Source organism: Actinacidiphila alni (assembly GCF_900112845.1).
In the GTDB taxonomy this organism is placed as follows: domain Bacteria; phylum Actinomycetota; class Actinomycetes; order Streptomycetales; family Streptomycetaceae; genus Actinacidiphila; species Actinacidiphila alni.
Genome location: NZ_FONG01000035.1, coordinates 1 through 25,741, shown reverse-complemented (window position 1 = coordinate 25,741; position 25,741 = coordinate 1). Strand labels below are relative to the sequence as shown.

18 protein-coding genes and 1 pseudogene are annotated in these 25,741 nt (G+C 70.4%); 12 read left to right on the top strand and 7 right to left on the bottom strand.

Annotation, left to right across the window (positions count from 1 at the left end; genetic code table 11):
- Nucleotide 1 precedes the first annotated feature (1 nt).
- Nucleotides 2-1,858: an arabinofuranosidase catalytic domain-containing protein gene (locus BM076_RS34415; protein WP_093717711.1), complete on the bottom strand. Its 1,857-nt coding sequence runs from the start codon at nucleotides 1,856-1,858 to the stop codon at nucleotides 2-4.
- Between the two features lie 292 nt (nucleotides 1,859-2,150).
- Here BM076_RS34415 and BM076_RS34410 point away from each other — a divergent pair, with 292 nt between their 5' ends.
- The 5 genes from BM076_RS34410 to arfA all read left to right on the top strand — a co-directional run bounded on the left by BM076_RS34410 (nucleotide 2,151) and on the right by arfA (nucleotide 8,193).
- Nucleotides 2,151-3,353: a LacI family DNA-binding transcriptional regulator gene (locus BM076_RS34410; protein ID WP_093717710.1), complete on the top strand. Its 1,203-nt coding sequence runs from the start codon at nucleotides 2,151-2,153 to the stop codon at nucleotides 3,351-3,353.
- 117 nt (nucleotides 3,354-3,470) lie between these two features.
- Nucleotides 3,471-4,754, top strand: coding sequence for an ABC transporter substrate-binding protein (locus BM076_RS34405; protein WP_093717709.1), 1,284 nt, complete (start codon nucleotides 3,471-3,473; stop codon nucleotides 4,752-4,754).
- 5 nt (nucleotides 4,755-4,759) lie between these two features.
- Nucleotides 4,760-5,689 (top strand): carbohydrate ABC transporter permease, encoded by a 930-nt coding sequence (locus tag BM076_RS34400; protein WP_093717708.1) that lies wholly within the window; start codon nucleotides 4,760-4,762, stop codon nucleotides 5,687-5,689.
- Complete coding sequence (locus BM076_RS34395) at nucleotides 5,679-6,614, top strand: carbohydrate ABC transporter permease (protein WP_093717707.1); 936 nt, start codon at nucleotides 5,679-5,681, stop codon at nucleotides 6,612-6,614. Before BM076_RS34400 ends, BM076_RS34395 begins: the two co-directional genes overlap by 11 nt.
- Nucleotides 6,615-6,684: 70 nt before the next feature.
- Complete coding sequence (arfA, locus tag BM076_RS34390; protein ID WP_245796660.1) at nucleotides 6,685-8,193, top strand: arabinosylfuranosidase ArfA; 1,509 nt, start codon at nucleotides 6,685-6,687, stop codon at nucleotides 8,191-8,193.
- A 118-nt stretch (nucleotides 8,194-8,311) separates the two neighbouring features.
- On the opposite strand, the gene BM076_RS34385 is transcribed toward arfA, so the two are convergent.
- From BM076_RS34385 to BM076_RS34365, 5 genes are all read right to left on the bottom strand, one after another.
- Nucleotides 8,312-9,313, bottom strand: a complete 1,002-nt coding sequence (locus BM076_RS34385) for a LacI family DNA-binding transcriptional regulator (protein ID WP_093717706.1) — start codon at nucleotides 9,311-9,313, stop codon at nucleotides 8,312-8,314.
- Between the two features lie 194 nt (nucleotides 9,314-9,507).
- Nucleotides 9,508-10,830, bottom strand: a complete 1,323-nt coding sequence (locus BM076_RS34380) for a GH1 family beta-glucosidase (RefSeq protein ID WP_093717705.1) — start codon at nucleotides 10,828-10,830, stop codon at nucleotides 9,508-9,510.
- On the bottom strand, nucleotides 10,827-11,648 hold the full coding sequence (locus tag BM076_RS34375; protein ID WP_218160145.1) for a carbohydrate ABC transporter permease: 822 nt from the start codon (nucleotides 11,646-11,648) through the stop codon (nucleotides 10,827-10,829). The genes BM076_RS34380 and BM076_RS34375 overlap by 4 nt, the downstream gene beginning before the upstream one ends.
- A 2-nt stretch (nucleotides 11,649-11,650) precedes the next feature.
- On the bottom strand, nucleotides 11,651-12,619 hold the full coding sequence (locus BM076_RS34370; RefSeq protein ID WP_245796659.1) for a carbohydrate ABC transporter permease: 969 nt from the start codon (nucleotides 12,617-12,619) through the stop codon (nucleotides 11,651-11,653).
- Nucleotides 12,620-12,713: 94 nt separating this feature from the next.
- Nucleotides 12,714-14,003 (bottom strand): extracellular solute-binding protein, encoded by a 1,290-nt coding sequence (locus BM076_RS34365; protein WP_093717704.1) that lies wholly within the window; start codon nucleotides 14,001-14,003, stop codon nucleotides 12,714-12,716.
- Nucleotides 14,004-14,333: 330 nt separating this feature from the next.
- Between BM076_RS34365 and BM076_RS34360 the strand changes: the two genes are divergently transcribed.
- The 7 genes from BM076_RS34360 to BM076_RS34330 all read left to right on the top strand — a co-directional run bounded on the left by BM076_RS34360 (nucleotide 14,334) and on the right by BM076_RS34330 (nucleotide 25,521).
- Entirely contained in the window at nucleotides 14,334-16,574 is a 2,241-nt protein-coding gene (locus BM076_RS34360; RefSeq protein ID WP_093717703.1) for a glycoside hydrolase family 9 protein, read from the top strand.
- Nucleotides 16,575-16,676: 102 nt separating this feature from the next.
- Nucleotides 16,677-17,642, top strand: coding sequence for a glycoside hydrolase family 6 protein (locus BM076_RS34355; RefSeq protein WP_093717702.1), 966 nt, complete (start codon nucleotides 16,677-16,679; stop codon nucleotides 17,640-17,642).
- A gap of 301 nt (nucleotides 17,643-17,943) precedes the next feature.
- Nucleotides 17,944-22,026, top strand: coding sequence for a discoidin domain-containing protein (locus tag BM076_RS34350; protein WP_093717701.1), 4,083 nt, complete (start codon nucleotides 17,944-17,946; stop codon nucleotides 22,024-22,026).
- 156 nt (nucleotides 22,027-22,182) lie between these two features.
- Nucleotides 22,183-22,998, top strand: a complete 816-nt coding sequence (locus BM076_RS34345; RefSeq protein WP_093717700.1) for a phosphatase — start codon at nucleotides 22,183-22,185, stop codon at nucleotides 22,996-22,998.
- Nucleotides 22,999-23,148: 150 nt separating this feature from the next.
- Nucleotides 23,149-23,661: a peptide-methionine (S)-S-oxide reductase MsrA gene (msrA, locus tag BM076_RS34340; protein ID WP_093717699.1), complete on the top strand. Its 513-nt coding sequence runs from the start codon at nucleotides 23,149-23,151 to the stop codon at nucleotides 23,659-23,661.
- A 99-nt stretch (nucleotides 23,662-23,760) separates the two neighbouring features.
- The gene (locus BM076_RS34335) at nucleotides 23,761-24,114 is read left to right on the top strand and encodes a VOC family protein (RefSeq protein WP_093717734.1); all 354 of its coding nucleotides are present in this window, start codon (nucleotides 23,761-23,763) and stop codon (nucleotides 24,112-24,114) included.
- Between the two features lie 156 nt (nucleotides 24,115-24,270).
- Entirely contained in the window at nucleotides 24,271-25,521 is a 1,251-nt protein-coding gene (locus BM076_RS34330; RefSeq protein WP_093717698.1) for an alginate lyase family protein, read from the top strand.
- 15 nt (nucleotides 25,522-25,536) lie between these two features.
- Here the strand turns inward: BM076_RS34330 and BM076_RS34325 are convergent.
- Nucleotides 25,537-25,741: pseudogene (locus BM076_RS34325) on the bottom strand (IS5/IS1182 family transposase); the annotation flags it as partial.

The following is a 25,741-nucleotide window of genomic DNA, read 5'->3' as shown; positions in this document are numbered from 1 at the left end:
GTCAGAGCAGAGGGAAATTCTGTGCCGCGGAGCCGTTGCAGTCGTGGATGCGCAGCCGGGTGCCGTTGGCGGTGGCGCCGTTGGGGGAGTCCAGGCAGCGGCCGGACTGCGGGTTGAGCAGCGAACCGTCCGCCTGCTGCTGCCAGACCTGGCCGCCGACCCCGTTGCAGTCGTACAGCTCGACGAGCGTGTCCTGCGCGGTGCCGTTGCCGTTGATGTCCAGGCAGCGGCCGAGCGTGCTCAGCGAGCCGTTGGAATTGTGCGTCCAGTGCTGGTCGCGTGCGTAGGGCTGGCAGTCCCACAGCTGGACCGCGGCGAGATTGCCGCCGGTGTCGTCGGCGGCGACGTCCACGCACTTGCCGCCCGGGCCGACGACCGGCGCTCCGCTGTTCACGGCGAATTTCTGTGCCGCGGTCCCGTTGCAGTCGTGGATGCGCAGCCGGGTGCCGTTGGCGGTGGCGCCGTTGGGGGAGTCCAGGCAGCGGCCGGACTGCGGGTTGAGCAGCGAACCGTCGGAGCGCTGCACCCACTTCTGGCCGCCGACACCGTTGCAGTCCCACAGCTCGACCAGGGTGTCCTGGGCAGTTCCGTTGCCGTTGATGTCCAGGCAGCGGCCCAGCGTGCGCAGCGAGCCGTCCGCGTCGTGCGTCCAGTGCTGATCGGCGGCGTTGGCCTGGCAGTCCCAGAGCTGGACGGCCGCGGACCGGCCGGCGACGTCGTCGCCGGTGACGTCCATGCACTTGCCGCCGGGGCCCGCCACGGTGGCGGGCGCGACGCCGGCCGTGTCACCCGCGTAACCGGCGGCCACGATGTTAGCCTGCACCGCGTTGTCCGCGGCGTCCGACGGATAGCCGGAGGTCATCACCCCCTCGAAGAACGACCCGCCGGCCCGGTTGCTGTTGTCGCCGCCGGTGCCCATGACGATCGAGCCCTCCTGGCGCATCGGTGCGTAGCCGGGCGGCAGCGCGCCGTTCCACCAGGTGGTCAGCGCGCCGGACTGCGCATTGCCGCCCTTGAGGGCGAAGGACGTCTGGCCGTTGTTCTTGAGCAGGGCCGTGACGAAGGCGCTGGAATTGCCGCCGTTGACGCTGTGCGCGTTGGTGTCGGCCTGGAAGATGCCGTTCTCCAGGTCCGCCTGCACCCAGGGCCCGCTGCCGTGACAGGGGTTGCAGGCCGTGATCGGGGAGATGTTGAGCGCGTCCATGTGACCGGCGCCGGTGTCGTTCTCGGCCGCCTCGACATTGCCGAAGTCGAAACAGCAGTCCCTGATGGTGTGGGTGCCGCTGGTCACCATGTACATGCCCTCGGGCTGGCCGTTGACGGCGACCCCGGAGCCGACCGCGTGCCGGTAGCCGACACCCGGTGGCACATAGACGCCGTAGACGGCGTGGCCGCCGACGGTGACGTGCAAGGCGTCCGCCATCGCACCGGAGTTGGCGGCGCCCGCGGTGCCCGCGCCGGCGATCGTCAGGTCGTTGTGGCGCGGTGACTGGTCGTAGATCTTGGAGATGACGCACGGTCCCGACGCGCAGAAGACGTTCTGCGGTCCCGCGTCGGCGATGCCGCCGGCCGCGAGGAGCCCGATGTCGAGCGTCGCGCCGTCCCGGACCCGGGTGACCTGGTACAGGTGCCCGCCGTACGAGCCGTACAGCGCGCGGACGGTGCTGAAGGCGCCGACACAGGGTGTGCCGGCGTTGCCGTAGATGTCGCAGGGCTGGTCCGTGGCGGCGTGCGCCGGACCGGTGACGCCGACCAGCAAGCCGAGGGCCAGGGCCAGGGTCGCGCCGAGGGCGAGTAACGCGCTGCGGAGGCGTCCTTGTGCGAGCCGCACATGCGGCCGGTGGGGGGTGGGGGTCATCGTCGGCCTTTCTCCGTGTGCTCCCGTTCCAGTGTGCTCATACGATTCAGCGCATAAGAAGCTAAGGGCGGCGCGCCATGGCCGTCAAGGCGTGGACCTGCGGGATTACGGCTCGATAATCTCGTGCCGGACTCTTGACGTGGCCAAGGACGTGACCTAGCGTCCGAAGTGCTGAATCGTTAGAGCAGATCGCTTGAACACCGTCCGGACGGCAGGTCCGGACCCGGTCGGACACTCGGTTGGAGCACCCCATGACGTACATCCGCAGCGGCGTCCCGTCGGGAGCGCGGCGATGACGGCGGCCGAGCGCGACGAGCACCGTGACGAGCACCGCGGCCCGGACCGGGACGCGAGCCGCCCCGACAGCAATGTGGTCCCGCTGGGACGGGACACGCCGGCGGAGGGGGCCGACGCGAACCGGCCGGGCGGCGGCCGCGGCCGCCGCAGACCCACGGCCGCGGCCGACAAGCGCGCCACCGTCACGCTCAAGGACGTCGCGACGGCCGTCGGGGTCTCGCAGAGCGCCGCCTCCATGGCGCTCGCGGACCACCCGCGGATCAGTGAGGCGACCAAGGAAGCGGTACGGGCCGCCTCCGCCAGGCTCGGCTATGTGCCGAATTCGGCGGGCCGCGCCCTGCGGGCCGGCCGGTCCACCTCGATCGCGGTCGTCGTGCCGCAGACCGGCCAGCATGTCTTCGGGCACCCCTACTTCATGCATCTGCTGGTCGGGGTGACCGCCGAGGCCAACGCCCGGGACGCCGCGCTGGTGGTGTCGACCAACCCCGACGAGTCGCACGGCGTCGCCGCGTACGAACGGGTGCTGCGCTCCCAGGCCGCGGCCGGCGCGATCGTCGCCTCGGCCTCGATCAGCGACCCCAACGTCAACCGCATGGTGGACGCGGCCCTGCCGGTGGTCCTCGTCGGCCGCTTCGTCCATCTGCCGCACGCGGCGAGCGTCGGCATCGACGAGGTGGCGGGCGCCGCGGCGATCGCTCGGCACCTGGTGCAGGACCACGGACTGACCCGGATCGCGCACATCAGCGGCCCGCTCAACCATCAGACGGCTGTCGACCGTTACGAAGGCTTCCGCACCGCGCTCGCCGAATCGGGGCGGCAGTGCACCCACACCCTGGCCGTCGGCGACTTCAGCGAGGAATCGGGGATGCTCGCCGCCCGGCAGGTGCTGGACAGCATGTCCGACGTCCAGGCGATCTTCGCCGCCAACGACGAGATGGCCTACGGCGCGATGCTGGAGATCCGCTCCCGCGGACTGCGCATCCCCGAGGACATCGCACTGGCCGGGTACGACGACTTCGGCGTCTCCCGGCTCACCACGCCGGGGATCACCACCATCCATGTCCCGGCCGAGGCGCTGGGCCGCCAGGCCGCGGCGATCCTCTTCGACCTGGTGGACGGGACGACACCCGACCCGGTCCACACCGTGCTGCCGTTCGAGCTCGTGATCCGCGAGTCCTGCGGAAGCCACACCGCCTGAGTCACCGCTTCCGGTCGAGCGACCCCGCCGGGGACGGGCGGCTCGCGGAAGGAGACAGCTCCATCGACCCTCCAGCCCCACACCGCCGTGGGGCGTGAACGAAACGGAACGATCGGCATGCACGTCAGATACGGGAGAACGGCCGCGGCCATCGCCGCCGCCTCGACAGTCTCGATCCTGCTCGCCGGCTGCGGCGACAACGGCGCAAGCGACGGCGGCTCGTCCGGCGGCGTGGTGAAACTGACCATGCTCACCGGCTTCACCGGCCCCGACGCCCCTTCGTACCAGGCGCTGATCAAGGAGTTCAACGCCAGTCACCCCAAGATCCAGGTCACCATGACCACGGAGCCCTGGGCGACCATCGGCCAGAAGCTGCCCGCTTCCTGGGCCACCGGCCAGGGCCCGGACCTGGCCACCCCCAGCTCCGACCCGGGCGCGATCTTCAACTACATCAAGACCAATTCGGTGCTGCCGCTGGACTCCGCGGTCGGCACCGGCAGCACTCAGATCAACTCGAGTGCCTTCCCGGAGACGGTGAAGTCCGCCTTCACCGTTCAGGGCAAGCTGTACGCGGTGCCCGCCAACATGGCCACGCTCGTCCTCTACTACAACAAGGACATGTTCAAGGCGGCAGGCATCACCCAGCCGCCGGCCACCGAGGCCGAGTTCATCGCCGACGCCAAGAAGCTCACCAAGGGCTCCGGCGGCAAGCCCAGCCAGTACGGCCTGTCGCTGGCCGACAACAACACCATCCAGATGTGGCCGATCCTGCAGTGGATGAGCGGCGGCGACATCGTCGGCTCCGACAACTGCGCGGCCGTGAACAGCCCGGCGAGCGTCGCGGCGCTCACCAAGTGGAGCAGCCTGGTCGACAAGGACCACATCAGCCCGGTCGGTCAGGCCGGCGCCGACGCCGACACGCTGTTCTCCTCCAAGAAGGCCGCGATGGAGATCAACGGGCCCTGGGCGGCGGCGGGATTCAAGTCCGCGGGCGTCGACCTGGGCATCGCCCAGGTGCCGGTCGGCTCCGCCGGACCGGTGACCCTGGCCTCCACGGTGCCGCTGATGATCGCGCGCACCAGCAAGCACCAGGAACAGGCCAAGGAATTCCTGGCCTGGTACACCGGCAAGGCAGCGCAGACCCAGTTCTCCAAGATCTCCGGCTTCCCGCCGGCCCGGACCGACCTCGGCAGCGCGGTGAACGCCAACCCCACCGCGGCCCAGTTCGCCGCCGCCCTCCCGCACGCGAAGCTCTACCTCGCGGGCCAGGAGAACGCCACCAAGATCGACACCGACGCCTACGTCCCGCTCATCCAGAAGATCGAACGCGGCGCCGACGTCAAGTCCGCGGCCGACGACGCCGCCAAGAAGATCGACTCGTACACCGGCTGCAAGCGGTAAGTCCCATGACCAGCACCCAACTCCCGTTCACCCGGGGGCCGTCGAAAGCGGCGCGGCGCACACCGCGCCGCAAACCCCGGATCAACAGCGCGTATCTGTTCATCCTGCCCAGCGTCCTGCTCATCGGCGTCTTCATCGCCGAACCGATCGTCCAGTCCGGCTGGATGAGCCTGCACGACTGGACGGTCGGCGAGGCCCACCACAAATTCGTCGGCCTCGACAACTACACGACGCTCTACCACGATTCGCGTTTCTGGAACGCGCTGCGCGTCACGGTGGTGTACACCGCCGCCGTGGCCGTCGGCCAGGTCGCCATCGCGCTCGCCATCGCCTCCCGGCTGCGCAGGACCACGTGGTACTCGGCGCTGCTGCGCACCGCGTACTTCTTCCCGTTCATCGCCTCGCTCGTGGTCAGCGGCATCGTCTGGAAATTCCTGCTCGACCCGCAGGTCGGTCTGGTCGACGCATGGCTGACCGACCTCGGGTTCAGCGCGCCGAACTGGCTGCAGTCCACCTCGCTGGCGCTGCCCACGGTGATCGCGGTCGGCATCTGGAAGAACGTCGGCTTCACGATGATCATCCTGCTGGCCGGCATGCAGCAGATCCCGCCGCACCTGTACGAGGCCGCCGCGCTGGACGGCGCCGGGCCCTGGCAGCGCTTCCGGCATGTGACGCTGCCGGCGCTGCGTCCCGCGCTGCTGTTCACCACGCTGATCGCCACGGTCACCGGACTCCAACTGTTCGACCTGGTCTTCGCGATGACCAGCGGCGGGCCGATCTTCCACACCGAGTCCGTGGTGATGTACCTGTACCAGAAGGGCTTCGTGGAGTTCCAGATGGGCTACGCCAGCGCCGTCGCGTGGGTCCTGTTCGTGATCATCCTGGCGATCTCCGCACTCCAACTGCGTCTGTCGAGGTTCCGCGATGCCGACTGACACCATCAGGCCGCACACCGCGCCAGGCCACCTCGGCCCCCGCAAGGACGGTCCCGACCCCGGCCCGCCCGCCGGGCTGCGGTCCGCCGCGCTGACCGCCGTACGCTACGGCGCCCGGCTGGGCACCGTACTGTCGTGGACCGCCGTCACCATCGGCGCGATCGCGATGATCATCCCGTTCCTGTGGATGCTCGGCGTCGCCTTCCGTACCAACGGCGACCTGTACGCCGACCCGGCCCGGCTCTGGCCGACGCACTGGACGATGCACGGCGTCGACGCGGTGCTCGACCAGTTGCCGTTCGGCAAGCTCGTGCTCAACACGTTCGTCTTCGCCGGCGGCACCACCGTGATCCTGCTGCTGTTCGACTCGATGACCGCGTTCGCGCTGGCCCGGCTGAAATTCCGCGGCCAGAACGTGGTGTTCCTGCTGATCCTGGCCACCTTGATGGTGCCCTTCCAGGTCACCCTCGTGCCGGTCTTCCTCACTCTGTTCCACCTGGGCTGGCTCAACTCCTACCAGGGCCTGATCATCCCGCGGGCCACCAGCGCGCTCGGCATCTTCCTGCTGCGGCAGTTCTTCATGCAGCTGCCGCGCGAACTGGACGACGCGGCGCGGATCGACGGCGCGGGCGACTTCACCGTCTACTGGCGGATCATCCTGCCGAACGCCAAACCGGCACTCGCGTCGCTGTTCATCATCCAGTTCGCCGCGCTGTGGAACGACTTCCTGTGGCCGCTGGTGGTCACCAACAACATCGACATGCAGACGCTGCCCGCCGCCCTGACGCTGTTCTCCAGCCAGTCGGGCGTGGACCACGCGGCCCTGATGGCGGGCGCGGCGATCTCGCTGAGCCCGCTGGCCATCGCCTTCCTCGTCCTGCAGCGCTTCTTCGTCCAGGGCGTGGCGACCACCGGCATCAAATGATCCCCCCTGCCGGCAAAGGCGCCGCAGCACCCTCGCTACACGCACGTACCAAGAGAAACCGGAGACCGGTGTGCTCACCTGCACTGCAACCATCGACCCCGCCTTCACCATCGCGCCGGTGCCACCGCGCCTGTTCGGGTCGTTCATCGAACACATGGGCCGCTGCGTCTACGGAGGCGTCTACGAACCCGGCCACCCCGAGGCCGACGTCGACGGCCTGCGGGCCGACGTCATCAAGCTGACCCGCGAACTCGGCGTGAGCGCCGTCCGCTACCCCGGCGGCAACTTCGTGTCCGGCTACCGCTGGGAGGACGGTGTCGGCCCGGTCGGGGACCGCCCCGTCACGCTCGACCTCGCCTGGCGCTCCCTGGAGCCCAACACCTTCGGCCTGAACGAGTTCATGTCCTGGGCCCGGCAGACCGACATCGAGCCGATCATGGCCGTGAACCTCGGCACCCGCGGCGTCGAGGACGCCTGCAATCTGCTCGAATACACCAACTTCCCCGGCGGCACCCGCTATTCGGACCTGCGCATCGCCCACGGCGTCCGCGACCCGCACAACATCAAGACCTGGTGCCTGGGCAACGAGATGGACGGCCCCTGGCAGGTCGGCCAGAAGACCGGCACCGAATACGGCCGGCTCGCCGCGGAGACCGCCAAGGCCATGCGCCGCATCGACCCGTCCATCGAACTCGTCGCCTGCGGCAGCTCCAACGAGCGGATGCCGACCTTCGGTTCGTGGGAGGCCGACGTCCTCGACGAGGCGTACGACGTCGTCGACTACATCTCGCTGCACGCCTACTTCGAGCAGCACGGCGACGACCGCACCGGCTTCCTGGCCTCCGCGCAGGTGATGGACACCTTCATCGACGGTGTCGTCGCCACCTGCGACCACATAGCCGCCAAGAAGCGGTCCCGGCGCAAGCTCAAGCTCTCCTTCGACGAGTGGAACCTGTGGTACGAGAGCCGGTTCGCCGGTCAGGACAATCTCGAATGGGCCCGGGCGCCGCGGCTGATCGAGGACGAGTACACCGTCGAGGACGCGGTGGTGCTCGGCAATCTGCTGATGAGCCTGCTGCGGCACAGCGACCGGGTGGACATCGCCTGCCTCGCCCAGCTCGTCAACGTCATCGCGCCGATCCGCACCGAGCCCGACACCGGCGCCTGGCGGCAGACCATCTTCTACCCGTTCGCGCTCACCGCCCGGCACGCCCGCGGCGAGGTGCTGCGCGTCGAGCCGACCTCGCCCGTCCTGCACTCCGAGACCCTCGGCGACGTGGCCGCGGTCGACGTGACGGCGACCCGCGATCCGGAGACCGGTCAGACGACGATCTTCGCCGTCAACCGGGACGACAGCCAGGCCGCCACGCTGCGGCTGGCGATGGCCGGCGAGGAGCACGACATCGTCGAGCACGTGGTGCTCGGCGGCCAGGACCTGCTGGCGACCAACTCCAAGGACGCGCCGCGCCGGGTGGAGCCGCGCTCCAGCACCCGCCACTTCGTCGAGGGCGGCGGCTTCTCGGCCGAACTCCCGCCCGTGTCCTGGACGATGATCAGGACGGCGCCGGTGCGCAAGTGAGCTCCGCGGCGGTGCGACCCGCCGCGGAAGGAGCCGGCGGGCAGGCGGTGCCCAGCGTGCCTCGCAAGCACTTCCTGCCCGCCGGCCGGATTCCCCGTCGCGGGAGCTGCTGAGGTCCTCAGGCGGACTCCCTGATCACCAGCTCCGTCGGCAGGATCAGTGACGTCGGCTTCTCGTCGTTGATCAGCCGGACCAGCATCCGGGTCATCTCCCGGCCCAGAGCCTCGATCGGCTGCCGGATGGTGGTCAGCGGCGGACTGGTGTGCCGGGCGGTGACGATGTCGTTGAAACCGATCACCGCGACATCGCCCGGCACCGTACGGCCGCGGCCGCGCAGCACCTCGAGGGCGCCGACGGCCATCGCGTCCGAGGCGACGAAGACCGCGTCCAGGTCGGGGTGCCGGTCCAGCAGCTCCGCCATGGCCGCGGCGCCGCCGGCCTGGCTGAAGTCGGCGTGCGCGACCCGCTCGTCGCCGAGGCCGGCGAGCGCCACCGCCTCACGGAAGCCGAGATAGCGGTTGACGCCCGCGTGCATGTCCAGCGGTCCCGTGATGGTGCCGATGGCACGGCGCCCGGTGGCGATCAGGTGTTCCACCGCCTGCCGGGCGCCGCCGCGGTTGTCGGCGTCCACGTAATGGCGCGGCGCCCGCTCCAGCGGCCGGCCGCCGTGCACCACCGGCACACCGCCGCTCTCTGCGATCTTCGCCAGCGGGTCGTTCTCGCGCAGTGCGAGCAGCAGCACGCCGTCCGCGCCGCGCGACTGGAGGATCCGGGCCAGCCGGTTCCGGCCGCGTTCCGAAGCGGCCAGCACCAGCAGCAGCTCCAGATCGGTCTCCTCGATCACATCGTTGATCCCGGTGATCACCTCGGCGAAGAACAGATTGGAGAACAGCGCGCTGTCGTCGCTGGAGATCGCCAGCACCACCGCGCCCCTGCGCTGCGAGGCCAGCGACCGCGCCGCCATGCTGGGCACGTACCCCAGCTCCCGTACGGCGCGCTCCACCGCCTCCCGGGCCTTGCCGCTGACGTGCTGGCGGTTGTTCATCACGCGCGAGACGGTGCCCCGGGAGACACCGGCGCGCTGCGCCACCTCGTCGAGCGTGGGCTGCCGATTGGTCATGTGCGGACGGCTCCTGGGGCGGGTGCGGAAGCGGCGGCGCGGCGCGCGCCGGACGGCGGAGGCGGCGGGACCGGACGCGGGCGGGGCCCGCGGCGCGGACCGCGTACCCGCACTGTAACCGCTCCCAGTTCCGTACAGCGCGCGGGTCCGGATACGGAACGCGGCGCGGCCCGCCGTACGGTGCCGGCCGCCGTTCACAGGCCGCCGCGGCGGATCACGTCCGCGTACCAGTACGCGCTGTCCTTGGGGGTCCTGCGCTGGGTCGGGTAGTCGACGTGCACGATGCCGAAGCGGTGCCGGTAGCCGTGCGACCACTCGAAATTGTCCAGCAGCGACCAGACGAAATAGCCGGTCAGCGGCACGCCCAGCTCGATCGCTCGGGCGCAGGCCCGCAGATGGCTCTCCAGGTACCCGATCCGGTCCAGGTCCTGGAGCCCGGAGTCGAAGGCGGCGCCGTTCTCCGTGACGCACAGCGGCAGCCCCGGATGGTCGGCGTGCAGCCGCAGCAGCAGCGCCAGCAGACCCGCGTCGTCGATCTCCCAGCCCATCGCCGTCCGCTCCCGGCCGCCGTCGGCGACCCGTACGTGCTCGGAGCCGACGTACGCCGACGGCTCCGGTGTGCCGGCGGCGGCCACCAGCATGGGGGAGTAGTAGTTGACGCCGAGCTGGTCAAGCGGCGCCGCGATCGTCTTGAGATCGTCGTCCCGGACATGCGCGAAGTCGCTGACCGGCGCGAGGTCGTCCAGCACATCGGCCGGATAGGCGGCGCGCAGCAGCGGATCGAGGAAGAAGCGATTCTGCATGCCGTCGATCCGCCGGGCCGCGTCCCGGTCGTCCGGCGCCCCGGTGCGCGGGCTGACATCGGTGAGATTGAGCGTGATGCCGATCCGCGCCCCCGGCATCGCGCGGGCCGCGAGGCCGTGCCCGAGCATCAGATGGTGCGCCGCCCGCAGCGCCGCCGCCGGTTCGCGGCGGCCCGGTGCGTGCCGGCCGGTCGCATAGCCCAGGAAGGCCGAGCACCAGGGCTCGTTGAGCGTGGTCCAGTGGCCGATGCGGTCGCCGAGCGCCTGATGGACGGCGGCCGCGTACTCCGCGAACCGGGCCGCGGTGTCGCGGTGCGGCCAGCCGCCCGCGTCCTCCAGCGGCTGCGGCAGGTCCCAGTGGTAGAGGGTGGGCCGCGGCTCGATGCCGCGGTCGAGCAGCGCGTCGGTCAGCCGGCGGTAGAAGTCCAGGCCGCGCTGGTCGATCCGGCCCGAGCCGTCCGGCTGCACCCGCGGCCAGGCGATCGAGAAGCGGTACGCGCGCAGGCCCAGCTCCGCCATCAGCGCCACGTCGGAGCGGTAGCGGTGGTAGTGGTCGGCGGCGACGGCGCCGGTGTCGCCGCCGTGCACCGCGCCGGGCACGGCGCAGAAGGTGTCCCAGATGGACGGGCCGCGGCCGTCCGCCGCGACCGCCCCCTCGATCTGGTAGGCGGACGTGGCCGCTCCCCACAGGAAGTCGGGGCCGAAGGTGCTCATGCCTTCACCGCACCTTCCATGATGCCGCCGATGATCTGCCGCCCGGAGACGGCGAAGACCGCGAGCAGCGGCAAGGTGGCGACCAGGGCGCCGGAGAACATCAGCGTGTAGTCGGTGTAGTAGCTGGTGGAGAGCTGGTTGAGGGAGAACTGCACGGTCGGGTTGTCCGACTCCAGCACGGCCAGCGGCCACAGGAATTCGTTCCAGGTGCCCATGAAGGTGAACAGCGCCAGCACCGCCGCGCCCGGCCGCAGCGCGGGCAGCACGACCGTCCAGTAGATCCGGAAGGTGTGGCAGCCGTCCATCCGGGCCGCCTCGATGAGTTCGTCGGGCACCGCGCGCTCGGCGTACTGCCGCATCAGGAACACGCCGAACGCCGAGACGAGGAAGGGCACGATCACCGCCTGCAGCCGGTCCTCCCAGCCGAGCTTCACCATGATCATGTAGAGCGGGATGATGCCCATCTGCACCGGGATCATCATCGTCGCCAGGATGATCATCAGCAGGAAGTTCTTGCCGCGGAAGCGGAGTTTGGCGAAGGCGAAGCCCGCCAGCGTGCTGAAGAAGACCACCGAGACGGTGACGGCGAGCGAGGCGATCGCCGAATTCGCCATGCCTTTCAGGAAATTGGCGTCCTCCGCGGCGAACAGCCGCGACACGTTGCCGAACAGATGGCTGCCCGGAAGCAGCGGCGGCGGCCAGTCGCCGACCACGTCGTTGGACCGGCTGGCGATCACGAACAGCCAGTAGAGCGGGAAGGCCGACAGCACAATGGCGCCGGAAAGAGTGAGGTAGACCAGAGGTCCTGCCTTGCGCACGGCTATTTCATCCTTCGCACGATGAAGAAGTTGATCGCGGTGAGCAGCATGATGACCAGGAAGATCATCCAGGCGACGGCCGAGCCGTAGCCGTAGTCGAAGTTCCTGAACGCCTTTTCGAACATGAACATCGAGACGGTCTGGAACTGCCGCAGACTGCCGCCGGAAATGGCGTCGGGGCCCTGGCCGAAGATCAGCGGCTCGGTGAACAGCTGCATCCCGGCGATGGTCGAGGAGATCACCGTGAAGATCACCGCGGGGCGGATCATCGGGACGGTGATGCTGCGCAACTGCCGTATCCGGCCCGCGCCGTCCACCGCCGCCGCCTCGTACAGCTCGCGCGGGATCGCCTGCATCGCGGCCAGGTAGATCAGCGAGTTGTAGCCGGTCCAGCGCCAGTCGACCATCGTGGAGATCGCCAGCCACGACGACCACTTGTCGGCCCGCCAGTCCACCGGATGGACACCGACCAGGCCGAGCAGCCCGTTGGCCATGCCTGCGTCCCGGTCGAAGATCTGGCTGAAGACGATCCCGACGGCGGCCACCGAGGTGACGATCGGCAGCAGGATGCCCAGCCGCAGGAAGGTCATGGCGCGCAGTTGCTGATTGAGCAGGCTCGCCACGATCAGCGCGAGCACCAGCTGCGGCACGGTGGCCACGACCAGCATGCCCAGGGTGTTGCCGAGCGCGTTCCAGAAATCCGGATCGCCGAAGAGCTGACGGTAGTTGGCCAGGCCCACGTAGTCGCCCTTGCCGGAGATCGTCCAGTCGTGCAGGGAGACCCAGGCGGTGTAGCCCAGCGGGTAGAGGCCGAAGACGGCGAAGAGCAGGAAGAAGGGGGCGATGAACAGATAGGGCGAGCCGCCGCGGTCCAGCCGGGACAGCAGTTTCTCGCGCGGGCGGTGCGCGCCGGGCGCGGGGGCGTCCCGGGTCGGGGGCGCGGCCGTGGACGGCCGCAGGTGGGTGGCCAAGGGAAGTCCTTCGGGAGTCGCGGGAGGAGACCGGTCCGGTGCGGCGGGGTGCGCGGGCGGGTCAGGTTTGCCGTACGCACCCCGCCGCCGGCGGCTACTGGACCAGCCGTTTCGCGTCGCCGACGGCCTTCTTCCAGGCGGCGTCCGGCGAGAGCTTGCCCTGCTCGACGGCGATCAGGGCGTTGGTGACCTCGTCGTTGATCGGGTTGTTCTGCGGCCCGAGATACAGCGGCTTGAGCGCCTTGACGCTCTCGCCGAAGATCTTCCCGACCGGCGCGTTGCCGAAGTACGGGGCGGTGTAGCCCTGCACCGCCGGGCTGTCGATGGCCTGCGGCGAGGACGGGAAGTTGCCCTTGGCCTGGAAGGCCGCGGTCTGGCCCTGCGCGGCGGTGAGGTACTTCACCAGATCGGCGGCCTGCTTCTGGTGCTTGCTCTGCTTGGGCACGGCGAGGAAGGAGCCGCCGTTGACGCCGCCGGCGCCCGGCACCTTGGCCACGTCCCACTTGCCGGCGTTCTCCGGACCCGCCTGCTTTTCGATGGTGCCGAGCATCCACGAGGGGCACGGGATGGTGGCGAAGGTGCCCTTCTTGAAGCCGGCGTTCCACTGCGGGCTGTAGCTGAGGATGTTGCCCGACAGACCGGCGGTGATCATCCGCACCGTCTGGTCCCAGGCCGCCTTCACACCCGGGTTGGACTCCATGACCAGCTTGTTGGAGGTGTCGTAGTACGTGTGGTCGCCCTGCTGGATCAGGATGTTCTTGTAGATGCTGCCCGAGGAGTCGAAGAAGTGCGCCCCGGTGCCGGCCTTCGTGAAGCGCTCACCGGTGGCGAGATACGCCTCCCAGGTCGGCCACAGCGCGCCCACCTGGTCGCGGTCGGTCGGCAGCCCGGCCTTCTTGAACAGGTCGGTGCGGTAGCACATGCCCTGCGCGCCGACGTCGGTGCCGAGGCCGATCAGGTCCTTGCCGTCGGTGGTGAGCGCCTGCTGCCACTTCCAGTCCAGGAAGTTCCCCTTCAGCGAACCGGCGCCGTAGTCCAGCAGATTGACGAACTTTCCCGGGTCGGCCTTGAACTGGGTGAGGATGCCCTCCTCCAGGGCGACCACGTCGCCGGCGCCCCGCCCGGTGGCCATCCACTGCTGGAGCTTGGGCGCGTAGTCGCCCAGTTTGGCGATGTTCTCCTCCTTGACGGTCACTCCGGGGTGCGCCGCCTCGTACTTCTTGTACAGCTCGTCGTAGCCGAACTGACCGAACGTCTTGACCACCAGGGTGGTCCTGCCCGATCCCGAGCCGCCGTCGCCGCCCCCGCCGCCACAGGCCGCGAGTAGTGCCAGCGACGCGGCGGCGGCGAGCGCCGCCAGGACGCCGCGTCTGTGTCGAGCCATTGTCGAGTCCCTCCAGCCCCGGAAACCGGGAGCGGTAACAATCGGAATGGTGTGGTCCAAGCCCATCAAGGCACCGATCACCTGGGATGACGCCGCAGTGCAGCCGGTGTGCGCGACCACTCCTGTACAAAAACTGGGAGCGGTTACAGTCGGGACTGTAGGACGTCCGCGTGTTGCTGTGAAGTGTCCGACGAAAAAAATCGACGTGACCGCAGCCGTTGACACCCCCGCGCCACGGGTTCACGATCTGGCGTTGACGCCGTTCCCAGCCGGGCTCCCGCAACCGACCCGGCCCTGTCCAGGGCCTGTTCGACAAGGACCCGGAATCCCATGAGACGCACACTCCGCGCCGCCGCCGTGCCCGTCACCCTGGCGGCGCTGGCGGCGACCGCGAACACCGCCCCGGCCACCGCGACATCCGGTCCCGCGACGCCGGCCCCGCCCTACGAACGAGTGCTCAACGGCACCTTCGACACCGCCAAGACGCCCTGGTGGAGCAGCGGCAGTACCCCCACGACGGTCACCGGCGGCCGGCTCTGCGCCGACGTCCCCGCGGGCACCACGAACGTGTGGGACTCGATGATCGCCGAGGACACCATCCCGCTGGAGGCCGATCAGCCCTACACCCTGACGTTCACCGCGTCCGCCTCGGTGAACGCCACCACCCACGCCGTGCTGCAACTCGGCATCGCCCCGCACACCACCACCTTCAACAAGGCGATCGCCCTCACCCCGGCCCCGCGGACCTTCACCGTCACCGGCGTGTCGAAGACCGCCGACCTGCACGGCCAGCTCTCCTTCCAGCAGGGCGGCGCGGCCGTCCCGTTCACCCTCTGCCTGGACGACGTCTCGCTGACCGGGGGAGTCGTGCCGCCCGGCGGCGGGCGCAGCTTCGGCTCACCGGTGCGCGCCAATCAGTACGGCTACCAGACCTCGGGCCCCAAGAAGGCGTCCGTCGTCAACGCCTCCCGCAGGCCCGTCCCCTGGCGGCTGCTCGACGACCGGGGCCGCACCGTGCGCGGCGGCATGACCCGTGTCCAGGGCGACGACGCCGAATCGGGCGACCATGTGCACATCGCCGACTTCAGCTCCTACCGCAGGCCGGGCACCGGCTACACCCTGCACGTCGGCGACGACAGCAGCGAGCCCTTCGACATCGGCGCCGACCCGTACACCGCCCTGAGCAAGGACGCGCTGAGCTACTTCTACGCCGCCCGCAGCGGCACCCCGATCGAGGCCGCGTACGCCGGCGCCGACTACGCCCGGCCCGCGGGCCACGTCGGCGTGGCGCCCAACAAGGGCGACACGGACGTCCCGTGCCTGCCCGGCACCTGCGACTACTCCCTGGACGTCAGCGGCGGCTGGTACGACGCGGGCGACCAGGGCAAATACGTGGTCAACGGGGCGCTGGCCGCCTGGCAGCTGATGGACTCCTACGAACGCTCGCGCGCGCAGGGCAATCATCAGGGCGCGGGCGACGGACTGCTGAGCATCCCGGAGAACCACAACGGCGTGCCCGACGTGCTCGACGAGTCGCGCTGGGAGATGGAATTCCTGCTCTCCATGCAGGTGCCCGCCGGGCAGCCACTGGCCGGCACGGTCCACCACAAGATCCACGACCTGGCCTGGACCGCACTGCCGACCCGCCCCGACCAGGACCCGCAGCCGCGCTACCTGCACGCCCCGTCCACCGCCGCCACCCTCAACCTGGCCGCCGCCGGCGCCCAGTGCGCCCGGGTATGGGCACGCTACGACAAGGCGTTCGCCGCCCGCTGCCTGACCGCCGCCACCACCGCCTGGCACGCCGCGCTCGCCCACCCGGATCTCTTCGCCCCGGACAGCGACAGCGTCGGCGGCGGCGCCTACGACGACACCCGCGTGGCCGACGAATTCTCCTGGGCGGCCACCGAGCTGTACGCGACCACCGGCGACCGCACGTATCTGCGGCACATCGACGCGCGGATCAGCACCGACGGATTCTCCTGGCGCGACACCGACGGGCTGACCGACCTGACCATCGCCCGCCTCCCGGGCCGCTTCCCCGCCCCCATGGCCGCCGCCGCCCGCAAGCGGGTCACCGCAGTCGCCGACGCCTTCGTCCGCGACGAGCAGCGCCAGGGCTACCCCAACCCGTACCTGCCCGCCGACGGCGGCTACGTCTGGGGCTCCAACAGCGCCGCGGCCAACAACGCCGTGGTCATCGCCACCGCCTACGACCTCACCCACCGCGCCCGCTACCGCGACGCCGTCCTGGAATCGCTGGACTACCTGCTCGGCCGCAACGCGCTCAACCAGTCCTTTGTGACCGGTTACGGCGAGCGGGCCAGCCACAATCAGCACACCCGGATCTGGGCGCACGAACTGGACCCCGCGCTGCCCAACCCGCCCAAGGGATCACTCGCGGGCGGCCCCGACTCGGCGCTCCAGGACCCGGTCGCCCAGCAGAATCTGCCCGGCTGCGCGCCCGCGACCTGCTACATCGACGAGATCTTCGCGTACTCCACCAATGAGGTCGCGATCAACTGGAACTCCGCGCTCGCCTGGGTGGCGACCTTCGCCGCCGCACGCTGACCGAGCGCGGGCCGTGGTGCCGGCCCACGCCGGACGAGCGCGGACCGGCACCGAGCCACGGGGCCGACGGCGGCCCCACCCCCCACCGAAAGAAGCACGAGCATGCGTGCGAAACCCCTGCTCACGACGGTACTCGCCGCCCTGGTGGCGGTCCCGGCCGTCCTGCTCACCGGCGCCGGCACCGCCTCCGCCGCCGACCCCATCACCCTGACCTCCGGCTTCTACGTCAACCCCGGCTCCAGCCCGGCCGCCTGGGTGGCCGCCCACCCGGGCGACTCCCGCGCGGCCGCCATCAATACGAACATCGCCGCCCGGCCCATCGCCCGCTGGTTCGGCACCGGCAGCACGGGCGACCAGGTGGCGAGCTACGTGGGCGCCGCGAACAGCCATGACCTGCTGCCCGTACTCGTCGCGTACAACATCCCCGGCCGGGACGCGTGCGGTGGCCAGTCCGCGGGCGGCGCGGGCAGCGTCGCCGCGTACAAGGCGTGGATCTCCACCTTCGCGGCGGCCGTCGCCGACCGGCCCGCGATCGTCGTCATCGAACCCGACGCGCTCGGCGACTTCGACTGCATGACCTCCGCGCGGATCGCCGACCGGCTCGACATGCTGGGCTACGCCACCCGGATGTTCCAGCAGAAGGCGCCCAACACCTGGGCGTACCTCGACGCAGGTAACGCCGGCTGGACCGCGCCCGACAGCATGGCCGCCAATCTGAACGCGGCCGGCGTGCACAATGTGCGCGGCTTCGCCGTCAACGTCTCGAACTACTACAGCACCTCCGCCTCGGAGAGCTACGCGGGCGCGGTCAACTCCGCACTGGCCTCGCGCGGCGGCAGCGCCCACTTCGTGGTGGACACCAGCCGCAACGGCAACGGGTCCAACGGCGTCTGGTGCAATCCCGCCGGGCGCAAGCTCGGCACGCCGCCGCAGAGCGGGGGCGGCGCGGACGCGCTGCTGTGGGTGAAGACGCCCGGCAACTCCGACGGGCAGTGCGGCATCGCGCCGACCGTCCCCGCGGGCACCTTCAGCCCGGATCTCGCGACCCGGCTGATCAACGGCACCTGACGGACCGCCTGACGAACTGTCCGACAGACCGCCTGACGGACCGCCGACCCGGCGGCGGGCGCGCACGATCGGCGCGCCCGCCGCCGGACGGAAACGGCCTGATCGCCCCGCGTGTCCGACCCGGATCCGGCCGCGTCACCGGACCTTCGTGAAACCATGTCACCGGCCTTTCCTGAAACGGACATCGCGGCGCCTCTTGACAGAAGCCGGTCGGGATTACAGCCTATGGCAACGTTGTCATTTCAACTGGGAGCCGGGCTGCCCGCTTCCGCCGGCCCGCCTGGGATTGGACCTTTTGGACATGTCGGATCACCCTCACCTCTCCCGGCGAACCATCGTCGCCACCGGCTCTACCCTCCTGGCGGGCTTCGGTCTGACGGCCGCCTTCCCGTCCGTCGCCTCGGCCACCGCGCCGACCACCGGAAGCACCGCGGGAAACGCGGGCACCACCCGCGGTGAACTGGCCGCCTACCGGCCGATCACCGTGTCGTCCACCGACTACGCGCCCACCCCCGGCGCATTCGCCGTGGACGGGATCGGCACCGTCGGAGTGCGGGGCACCGGCTGGCGTGCGGCCGCCGGCGACCCGCAGTGGATCTGTGTCGACCTCCAGTCCGACTGCGATGTCGACGCCGTGACCCTGGTCTTCGAGGCGACGGTGGAGGACCCGGTCTTCACCCCCTCCACCGGCGGCAATCCGCGCGACAGCACGACGGGACAGGAGATCCTGTCGAGCTGCGCGGTGGACTTCGTCGTGGAGACCTCCCGCGACCAGCACTCCTGGACCACCGCCTACCGCACCACCTCAGGCACCGGCGGCGTGGTGAAGATCGCCCTGGACCGCCCGGTCACCGCGCGCTGGGTCCGGCTGACCGTCCGCAAGCGCTCCAACGCCAACCCCCTCGGCCTCAACGGCTTCCAGGTCTACGGCACCGCCCGCGGCCACCGCCCCACCGCGACCGGCTGGACCGACTGGGGCACCCACCACGGCAAGGCCCCCGCCCTGGAGACCGCCGCCGACGGCACCGTGCCGCTGGAGTCCGGCTGGACGCTCACCATGGACGACTGGGCCGGCGGCGAGGGCGCCGACCTCTCCCGCCCCGCGGTGGACACCAGCCGCTGGCTGCCCGCGACCGTGCCAGGCACCGTCCTGGCCAGCCTCGTCGAGCAGGGCCACCTGCCCGACCCGGTCTCCGGCCTGAACAATCTGCACATCCCCGAGGCACTGTCCCGCCACTCGTGGTGGTACCGGCGCGGCTTCGACCTGCCGCACGGCCTGGCCACCGGCCCGGGGCGGCACGTCTGGCTGGAGTTCGACGGCGTCAACCACAGCGCCGACATCTGGCTGAACGGCAAGCGGGTCGGCGGCATGACCTACCCCTTCGCCCGCTCCGCGCACGATGTGACGGCGCTGCTCACCGCCCGCGGCGAGCAGGCGCTCGCGGTGCGGATCACCCCCATGCCGCTGCCCGGCAGCCCGGGCGACAAGGGCCCCGAGGGCCTGTCCTTCGTGGACGCGGGCGCCACCATGATGAACCGCAACTCGCCCACGTATCTGGCCTCCTCCGGCTGGGACTGGATGCCGGCCGTCCGCGACCGGGTGGCCGGCATCTGGAACCACGTCAGACTGCGCTCCACCGGCCACGCCGTGATCGGTGACCCCCGGGTCGACACGACCCTGCCCGGCCTGCCCGACACGGGGCGCGCCGAGGTGACGATCGTGGTGCCCGTCCGCAACGCCGCCGGCACCGACCAGAAGGTGACGGTCACCGCCGCCTTCGACCGGGTCCGCGTCTCGCGCACCGTCACCGTGCCCGCGGGCGAGAGCGCCGAGGTGACCTTCGCACCGGACGCGTACGCGCAGCTGAAGCTCCGCAACCCCAAACTGTGGTGGCCCAACGGCTACGGCGCGCCCGACCTGCACGACCTCACGCTGACCGCCGAGATCGGCGGCCGGCTCAGCGACCGCCGTCAAACCCGCTTCGGCATCCGGCAGTTCGGCTACGAGTACGACACCCCGCTGCCCTTCACCAGCGGCAGCGACGCGTACACCCAGTCGCTCGACCTCGGCGGCCGCAAGGCCCGTTACGTACGGGTGCGGTGCCTGACCAGGGCCACCGGTTGGGGCTCCTCGCTGTGGACGCTGGGGGTCTTCGACAGCTCCGCGCCCGACACCGACCTCGCGCTGCACAAGACGGCGACCGCGTCCTCCACCGACGAGTCCGACCACGGCCCGGAGAACGCCACCGACGGCAATCCCGACACCCGCTGGTCCTCGTCCTTCGACGACGACCAGTGGATCCAGGTCGACCTCGGCGCGTCCGTCGCCTTCGACCGGGTCGACCTGACCTGGGAGCAGGCGTACGCGCAGACCTATGTCGTGCAGGTCTCCGCCGACGGTTCCGCGTGGACCGACGCCAAGGCCGTCGACAACACCGCGGTGCCGCTGCCCTTCAACGGTGGCGACGCCAGCCTGCAGACCGAGGACTTCACCGCCAGGACCGCCCGCTACGTACGGATCAAGGGTGGCGCCCGGGCGACCAGTTGGGGCAACTCGCTGTGGAGCCTGTCCGTCGTCGACAGCTCCGCGCCCAGCACCGACCTGGCCCTGCACCAGGACGTCACCGCCTCCAGCGAGGACCCGGGCAACCCCGCGAAGAACGCCACCGACGGCAATCCGGGCTCCCGCTGGTCCTCGGAGTACCTGGACGACCAGTGGATCCAGGTGGACCTCGGACAGGCGCGGACCTTCGACCGCGTCGTCATCGTCTGGGAGGCCGCCTACCCGAAGACGTACACCATCCAGACCTCCGACGACGGGCAGAGCTGGACGGATGTGAAGAGCGTCGACAACGCGCCCGTCCCGCTGAAGATCAGCGTCAACGGCGTCCGCGTCTTCGCCCGCGGCGGCAACTGGGGCTGGGACGAACTGCTGCGCCGCATGCCGGTGGAGCGGATGGACGCCGCGGTGCGCATGCACCGCGACATGAACTTCACGATGATCCGCAACTGGGTCGCCTCCAGCAACCGCGAGGAATTCTTCGCCAAGTGCGACGAGTACGGGCTGCTGGTCTGGAACGACTTCCCCAACGCGTGGGGCATGGACCCGCCGGACCACCAGGCGTACAACGACCTCGCCGCGGACACCGTGCTGCGCTACCGCATCCACCCCAGCGTCGTGGTCTGGTGCGGCGCCAACGAGGGCAATCCGCCGGCCGCGATCGACAACGGCATGCGCGCCGCGGTGCAGTCCCAGGCCCCCGGCATCCTGTACCAGAACAACTCCGCGGGCGGCATCATCAGCGGCGGCGGACCGTACGGATGGGTCGAGCCCGCGCGCTACTACTCGCCCGACACGTACGGCAGCGGCGGCTTCGGCTTCCACACCGAGATCGGCATGCCGGTGGTCTCCACCGCCGAGAGCATGCGCAATCTGGTGGGCGACGAGCCCGAGTGGCCGGTCGGCGGGGCCTGGTATTACCACGACTGGAGCACCCGGGGAAATCAGGCCCCGCAGAACTACCAGGCCGCCATCGAGTCCCGGCTCGGCGCCGCCACCGGCCTCGACGACTTCGCCCGCAAGGCGCAGTTCGTCAACTACGAGAACACCCGCGCGATGTTCGAGGCGTGGAACGCCCACCTGTGGCAGGACGCCAGCGGCCTGATGCTGTGGATGTCGCACCCCGCGTGGCACAGCACGGTCTGGCAGACCTACGACTACGACTTCGACGTCAACGGCACCTACTACGGTGCGCGGACCGCGTGCGAACCGCTGCACGTCCAGGCCGACCCCGACAAGTGGCAGGTCATCGCCGTCAACCACACCCCGCACCCGGTCACCGGCGCCCGGGTCACGGCCGCCTACTACGACCTCGACGGCCGCCGGATCGTGCCCGAGCAGCGCAAGCTGGTCAACATCGCGCCGTCCTCCACCGCCACCGCCTTCACCGCGGACAAGATGGACGGGCTGCCGGCCTTCCACCTGCTGCGGCTGCGGCTGGAGGACCCGCTCGGCCACGTGCTGTCCGAGAACACCTACTGGCGCTACCGCGCGCCCGAGGACATGCGGGTGCTGAGCAAGGCCAAGCAGGTGCGGATCTCCACCGACCTCGGCCGCGTCACCCGCTCCGGCGACCGCGCCTCGGTCACCGCGACCGTCCGCAACCGGGGCGACGCCGTCGCCGCCATGGTCCGGCTGTCACTGCTGGACGCCCACAGCGGCGACCGCGTCCTGCCCACCCTCTACAGCGACAACTACCTCTGGCTGCTCCCCGGCGAATCCCGCGAGATCACCGTCAGCTATCCCGCGAGCGCCCTGCCGCTGCACCGCCCGGCGCTGCGGACGGAGGCGTACAACTCCCCGGCGACCACCACCCGCGGCTGACCCCCCCCGCAGCCGCCGCGTCCGGCCCGTCGCGCAGCACGCGCGACGGGCCGGAGGCGCGTGCCGCGCGGCGTTCGTCCGGCATTCACACAGCGTTCGCGCAGCGTGGCGGGGGTCCGGTGCGGCAGCGGCGGACGCGCCACGGACAATGGAGGCATGACTTCGGTGCACATACCACTGACACGCGACGAGCTGACCGACCACCTGCGCCGCACCCGGATCGCCGGTGACGTCGCCACCCCGCGGGAGAACAACCTCCGGCACTACCGGGAGCTGGTCGAGGGGAACCGGCGCTTCTGGCTGGGCCTGGAACTGGGGGAGCGGTGGAGCGAGGAGAAGGTGCTCGCGGTGATGGCCGAGCGGGTGGGGGTCGTCGCCGACCCCGCGCACCGCGAGGGCCAGGACACCATCGACGCGGACCTCACCGTGGACGGCCTCGACCGGATGGCGGAGGCGCTGCGCGAGGCCGCCGCGCGCCGCGCGCGGGTGCTGGTCGCCACCGGGCACCCGGGCGGGCTGCTCGATGTGCACCAGGCCGTCGCCCGGGCGCTGCGCGCGGCCGGCGCCACCGTGGTGGCGATCCCCAAGGGCCTGTCGGTGGGCGAGGGCGACGACGGGACCAGCGGCGATGTGCGGCAGTTCGGCAGCGTCGCCGTACTGGAACGCGGTGCCACCTTGTGGCACACCCACGCGCCGCAGCCGATGTCGGCGATCCTCGACGCGCTGGAGGCGGCCGGTGAACCGCTGCCCGACCTGGTGGTCGCCGACCACGGCTGGGCCGGGCGCGCGGCGCAGCGGGGCATCAAGGCCGTCGCCTTCGCCGACTGCAACGACCCGGCGCTCTTCCTGGGCGAGGCGGAGGGAACCGTCGCGGTGACCGTGCCGCTGGACGACCATGTGGTGGACCCGCAGTCGTACGAGCCGATGACCGCCTATCTGCTGGCGGCGGCGGGCCTGACGGCCGTCCGATAACCGCCGCGAACCCGTCGAGTACGGCGCCCGGCGGACCCGCGGCCAGTACGCTGCCGGGGGTGCCCCCAGCGTCGCGGACGCCCCCGCGCGGCGCCCGGAACACCGGGCGCACGTCAGGTGTTACCGCCACGGAACACGAGGAGGACTGAGATGACCGCTCAGACGAAGAAGGCCGTCCTCGCCGGCGGCTGCTTCTGGGGCATGCAGGACCTGATCCGCCGCCTGCCGGGCGTGACGGACACCAGGGTCGGGTACGCGGGCGGCGACGTGCCGAACGCCACGTACCGCAATCACGGCACCCACGCCGAGTCGATCGAGATCACCTACGACCCCGAGCAGACCGACTACCGGGCCCTGCTGGAGTTCTTCTTCCAGATCCACGACCCGAGCACCAAGAACCGCCAGGGCAACGACATCGGCCTCAGTTACCGCTCGGCGATCTTCTACGAGGACGACGAGCAGAAGCGGATCGCCGAGGACACCATCGCCGACGTCGACGCCTCGGGCCTGTGGCCCGGCAAGGTCGTCACCGAGGTGTCGCCGGCCGGACCCTTCTGGGAGGCCGAGCCCGAGCACCAGGACTACCTGGAGCGCTACCCCGACGGCTACACCTGCCACTTCCCCCGTCCGAACTGGCGGCTGCCGGCCCGCGCCAAGGACTGAGGCGCGGTCCGGTCGACAGGACCGGCGGCCCTGCCGGGGGGTTGTTCCCCGGCGGGCGGTGATGAGCGGGCGGTGATCGGCGGGCCTACGCTCAAGGGCATGGCTCTTGAATGGGAACAGGTCGTCGTGGACGCCGCGGACCCGGTGGCGCTCGGGCAGTGGTGGGCGCGGGCACTGGGCTGGACGGTGCTCAACGACTCGGCGCAGGAGTACGAGATCCGCCCGGCGGCCGACCGGCTGCCGGGCCTGATCTTCGTGCCGGTCGGCGACCGGCGGGTGGTCAAGAACCGGCTGCATCCGGACTTCCGGCCGGACGACCACGACGCCGAGGTCGACCGGCTGCTCGCGCTCGGCGCCCGGCGCGCCCACATCGGACAGGGGGAGCGCCCGTGGACCGTACTCCTCGACCCCGAGGGCAATGAATTCTGCGTGCTGAGCAGCCGCGCCGCGTGATCGGCGCGGCTGCTCGCGTACGGGCGTGAGGCCGGCGGCGCGTCACGGGTCGACTGCCGGGGCTGCGGCGGGGGTTGACGGGAGATTGGTCCGTACTTATGGTCTCCGGTCAACCAGGTGTTCAGAAATGAATGCTCCGTTCACAGACGAGAACGAATGGACTCCCGCATGGCAGGCACCCCCACGCCGACGCCCGCGCGCCACCGCCGCCGCGTCCGGCGCCCTGTTCTGCTGGCAACCGCCGCCTGTGCGGCTGCCGCTCTTGTAACCGGTTTCTCGATGTGGCCCGGAAGCGCCTCGCGCGCCGATGCCGCACCGGCCTCCTTCGTCCACCCAGGCGTGACCGTCTCCGCCGCCCAGCTCGACTACGCGCGCACCAAGGTGCAGGCCGGCGCCGAGCCGTGGAAGAGCGCGTACAACCAGATGATGGCGAGCCCGTACGCCTCCCTGACGCGCACGCCCAAGCCGCGCGCGACCGTCGAGTGCGGCTCGTACTCCAACCCCAACTACGGCTGCACCGACGAGCGCGAGGACGCGATAGCGGCCTACACCGACGCGCTGGCCTGGTACTTCACCCGCGACGCGCGCTACGCCCAGGAGTCCATCAAGCTGATGGACGCGTGGTCGGCGACGATCAGGAGCCACACCAACAGCAACGCACCGCTGCAGACCGGCTGGGCGGGCTCCTCCTGGCCCAAGGCCGCCGAGATCATCAAGGCGACCTACACCGGCGGCTGGCCGAACGCCGGCCGCTTCGGCACCATGCTGCGCGACGTCTACCTGCCCGAGATCATCAACGGCTCCAATTCCAACGGGAACTGGGAGCTGTCGATGATGGAGGCGGCCGTCGGCATCTCGGTCTTCCTCGACGACAAGGCCGACTACGACAAGGCGATGGGCATCTTCCGCACGCGCGCCGCGGCCTATGTCTACCTCTCCTCGGACGGCGCGCTGCCCAAGACCGTGCCGAGCCAGCACCTCGACACCAAGGCGAAGATCGTCAGCTACTGGCAGGGGCAGTCCACCTTCGTGGACGGCCTGACCCAGGAGACCTGCCGTGACTTCGTGCACACCGGATACGGCATCTCCGCGATCTCGCACATCGCCGAGACCAGCCGCATCCAGGGCAACGACCTGTACGGCACCGATGTGGGCGAGCGGCTGCGGCAGGCGCTCGGCTTCCAGGCCAAGTATGAACTGGGCACCGCGCCGCCGAGCTGGCTGTGCAACGGCAGCGTCAATCGCGGCCTCGGCCCGATCACAGAAACCGGTTTCAACGCCCTGCACACCCGGCGGGGTGTCGCGATGACCAACACCCAGACCCTCACGCAGAACAACCGGCCCGCGGGCTCCAACAATCTCTTCGTCGCCTGGGAGACCCTGACGAACGCGGAGAATCCCAACTAGGCCGTTTCTTTTGGATCATCTGGCTGACCAGATGAAGATGGCGGCGAGGTGGAGTCCGGCGAGGTAGATGGTGGCGGTCTTGTCGTAGCGGGTGGCCAGGCCGCGCCATTGCTTGAGTTTGTTGATGCACCGTTCGACGGTGTTGCGCTGCTTGTAGGCGTTGCGGTCGAAGGCCGGTGGACGGCCCCCGAGCCGGCCGCGCCGCTTGCGGTTGGCGGCT

Coding starts and splice junctions, on each gene's coding strand:
- BM076_RS34360 (WP_093717703.1), top strand. CDS start 14,334: ATGAGACGCACACTCCGCGCCGCCGCCGTGCCCGTCACCCTGGCGGCG.
- BM076_RS34385 (WP_093717706.1), bottom strand. CDS start 9,313: ATGACCAATCGGCAGCCCACGCTCGACGAGGTGGCGCAGCGCGCCGGT.
- BM076_RS34380 (WP_093717705.1), bottom strand. CDS start 10,830: ATGAGCACCTTCGGCCCCGACTTCCTGTGGGGAGCGGCCACGTCCGCC.
- BM076_RS34395 (WP_093717707.1), top strand. CDS start 5,679: ATGCCGACTGACACCATCAGGCCGCACACCGCGCCAGGCCACCTCGGC.
- BM076_RS34335 (WP_093717734.1), top strand. CDS start 23,761: ATGGCTCTTGAATGGGAACAGGTCGTCGTGGACGCCGCGGACCCGGTG.
- BM076_RS34350 (WP_093717701.1), top strand. CDS start 17,944: ATGTCGGATCACCCTCACCTCTCCCGGCGAACCATCGTCGCCACCGGC.
- BM076_RS34345 (WP_093717700.1), top strand. CDS start 22,183: ATGACTTCGGTGCACATACCACTGACACGCGACGAGCTGACCGACCAC.
- msrA (WP_093717699.1), top strand. CDS start 23,149: ATGACCGCTCAGACGAAGAAGGCCGTCCTCGCCGGCGGCTGCTTCTGG.
- BM076_RS34330 (WP_093717698.1), top strand. CDS start 24,271: ATGGACTCCCGCATGGCAGGCACCCCCACGCCGACGCCCGCGCGCCAC.
- BM076_RS34365 (WP_093717704.1), bottom strand. CDS start 14,003: ATGGCTCGACACAGACGCGGCGTCCTGGCGGCGCTCGCCGCCGCCGCG.
- BM076_RS34400 (WP_093717708.1), top strand. CDS start 4,760: ATGACCAGCACCCAACTCCCGTTCACCCGGGGGCCGTCGAAAGCGGCG.
- BM076_RS34405 (WP_093717709.1), top strand. CDS start 3,471: ATGCACGTCAGATACGGGAGAACGGCCGCGGCCATCGCCGCCGCCTCG.
- BM076_RS34355 (WP_093717702.1), top strand. CDS start 16,677: ATGCGTGCGAAACCCCTGCTCACGACGGTACTCGCCGCCCTGGTGGCG.
- BM076_RS34410 (WP_093717710.1), top strand. CDS start 2,151: ATGACGGCGGCCGAGCGCGACGAGCACCGTGACGAGCACCGCGGCCCG.
- BM076_RS34415 (WP_093717711.1), bottom strand. CDS start 1,858: ATGACCCCCACCCCCCACCGGCCGCATGTGCGGCTCGCACAAGGACGC.